Here is a 2,444-nt window from a genome sequence, read left to right on the forward strand (position 1 = left end):
GCATGGACGTGAAGCAGGTGCAGAAGTCCAAGGCCGCGCTGAAGGCCACCGTGCAGGGCGCTGCCAAGGCGGTGGGTACGGTGGCAGGCAAGGCTCGGGCGCCCGGGGAATCGGACACCGCCACGCCGGGCAAGGCCCCGACAAAAGCCCCGACCAAGGCTGGCAAGCAGGGCAAGGCCGCTGGAGCGGCGAAACCCGCTCAGTCGGCAAAGACCGCCGAATCCGGGACCACCAAGTCCGGGACCGACAAGGGCAGGGCCAAGGCCAGCGCCAAGGTTGCCCGCAAGACCGGCGGTTCCGGCACGGCATAACGGACGCATCCGCAGCAGGGCCGCGCCCGGCGCGGCAAGGAGGGGTGGACCATGATCAGCAGTTTCATCGACGGCAGGGTACGCATCCGGTGCGATGCGCTGCGCAACCCGGAGGCGGCAGCCACCATCGAAGGCACCCTGCGCGAGACGCCGGGGGTGCTTTCCGCCACGGCCAATCCGCGCACCGGCGGCCTGCTGGTGGAATACGACCCGGACGCCGTGACGCAGGACCAACTGCTGGAAGCGGCGAAGATGCTGGAAGCCTTTGCGGCGCAGGAACCGGCGGTCCCGAAGACGTCGTGTTGCTGCCGCCGCCTGACCAGGGCCGAGGCCATGCGCATCTCCAAGCGGGGCATGGCCGGGTCGCTGGCGGCGCTGGTGCTGTTCGGGCTGGCCGGGCGCGAGCGGGCGCATATCGTGGCGGGGGGGCTGTTTCTGGCCTTCAACGCCTACCATCTGTACGCGTATCGCAAGCGCATCATGGCCTAGGCCAGCGCGATCCGGTCGCAGTCCCTATGGCTTGCACACCTTGCAGGGGCGAAAGCCCGCGTCCAGGGCTGCCTTGCGCGTGGTGAACACCGCCGTGCAGGCCTTGCAGGCGTAGTAGGTGCAGCCCTGCTGGTGGAAAATGTGCGACTGCACATTGCCGTGGTAGACGGCATTCTGCGCGGCCTGTGTGGGGAGTGCGGAAAAGACGGTCACCGTCAGGGCCAGCGTCGGGGGCAGCGCCAGCAGCAGGGTCAGCAGGACCGCCGCTGCGGCGCGGACCGCGAGCGGGCACGGGCCGGAACGGAAAAGTGACAGCGTAGGGCGCATGCGGGCCTCCTTTGGTGTGGCCCTACCGCGAAGCGGGCAGGTGCGCAACGGACTGAGAATGCATGCATGCGAGAAGGGGCGTCCCCATGGGGCGCCCCTTTTGCGTGTACTGCGGGGAAGGGCAGCGCAGAGGGAGTGCGCAGCGGGTGGCAGGGTGACGGTCTGTTTTGCCCTGTCTGCCCCGTCAGACCTTGCCGTCCTGTCAGCCTTGCCGTGCGGTCAGCCTTGCCGTGCGGTCAGGTCGGCTCCACCGTCAGGCGGGTTGGCGGTGCCCCGCAGGATCAACTCCAGCAGGGCCGGGCCGGAGGGGATGCGCAGGCCCGTGGCCGCGCAGGCTGCCTCGTCGAAGCGGGCGGCGGGGTGCGTCAGTGCGGTCGGTCCGTGCAGCAGGAAGGGCACGGCGTGCGGGTGGTGGCGGCCATCGCCGCAGTGGGTGACGTGGTCGCAGGTGACGCAGAGCAGGGCGTCGGGCCGGGCCGTGCGCAGCGGGGCGATGATTTCCGCATCGATGCGGGCCAGCAGGGTGGATTTGGCGCGGGCGTCGCGGGCGTGTGCGCACATGTCCGGACCTTCCACATGGATGAAGACCACGGCGTGGTTCGCCAGCAGGGCGAGGGCGGCGGCGGCCTTGGCGGCAAGGTCTGTATCCGCGCCGCCGGTGGCGCCGGGGATTGCGGGCACGGCAAGGCCTGCGGCCAGGGCCAGTCCGCGTGCCAGCGGCACCGCAGCCACCATGGCGGCGGTCAGTCGTGTATGGGGGGGCGTCGCAGAGGCGGCAGCGGTGAGCCGGGCGGAAAATGGCGGCAGGTCGGGGCGGTGACCGCAGCCCCAGGGCCACAGGGCCAGTCCGTGCGGTGCGTCCGGTCCCGTGAGTCGGGCAAGGTGCGCGTTGGCCGCCGTGATGCGCGCGTGCAGGGCCGGATGGTGGCTGGCGAGGTCGCGCAGGGCGTCGGCGGGGGGGTGGCCGATGACATCCTGCGGTCCTGCAGGCGTGCAGGGGGCGTGCATGAAAGGCGTGGGCGTGTCGGACGAAGAGATGGCAGGAGAAGGCGAGGCGGCGGCGTGGCTGGCGTCATTCCGTTCCACCACCGTGAAGCGGAATCCGCCGCCGTGCGCCGTGGCGTAGGCCGGAGTCGGGAAGGTGTCGGACACGATGCGGGCAATGGTTTGTTCCGTGGCGGGGCGCAGGGTGGCGGCGGGGTCGGCCATGCGGCCATGGGCGTCCAATGCCACCACGTTGCAGCGCCATGCCGTGTCGCGGGGGGCAAGGGGCAGGCCTGCGGCCAGGGCTTCCAGGGGGCCTCGTGCGGCGGGGTG

Annotated in this window: 3 protein-coding genes and 1 pseudogene; 2 read left to right on the top strand and 2 right to left on the bottom strand. The window is 71.0% G+C overall.

What is annotated here, in order from left to right:
• Positions 1-311 (top strand): annotated as a pseudogene (locus tag FVW27_RS13160) (hypothetical protein); the annotation flags it as partial.
• 51 nt (positions 312-362) lie between these two features.
• Positions 363-800 carry an HMA2 domain-containing protein gene (locus tag FVW27_RS13165; protein ID WP_167125816.1) on the top strand — a complete coding sequence of 146 codons (438 nt, stop codon included), beginning with the start codon at positions 363-365 and terminating at the stop codon, positions 798-800.
• A gap of 24 nt (positions 801-824) precedes the next feature.
• On the opposite strand, the gene FVW27_RS13170 is transcribed toward FVW27_RS13165, so the two are convergent.
• Positions 825-1,127 carry an Ada metal-binding domain-containing protein gene (locus tag FVW27_RS13170; protein WP_167125819.1) on the bottom strand — a complete coding sequence of 101 codons (303 nt, stop codon included), beginning with the start codon at positions 1,125-1,127 and terminating at the stop codon, positions 825-827.
• A 219-nt stretch (positions 1,128-1,346) separates the two neighbouring features.
• Positions 1,347-2,444: alkaline phosphatase family protein (locus tag FVW27_RS13175; protein ID WP_167125822.1), on the bottom strand; the 1,098-nt coding region annotated here is incomplete at its 5' end.

The organism is Nitratidesulfovibrio liaohensis (genome assembly GCF_011682075.1).
In the GTDB taxonomy this organism is placed as follows: domain Bacteria; phylum Desulfobacterota; class Desulfovibrionia; order Desulfovibrionales; family Desulfovibrionaceae; genus Cupidesulfovibrio; species Cupidesulfovibrio liaohensis.

Excerpts from the sequence above, each read along its gene's own strand:
- FVW27_RS13165 (WP_167125816.1), top strand. The coding sequence starts at position 363 with ATGATCAGCAGTTTCATCGACGGCAGGGTACGCATCCGGTGCGATGCG.
- FVW27_RS13170 (WP_167125819.1), bottom strand. The coding sequence starts at position 1,127 with ATGCGCCCTACGCTGTCACTTTTCCGTTCCGGCCCGTGCCCGCTCGCG.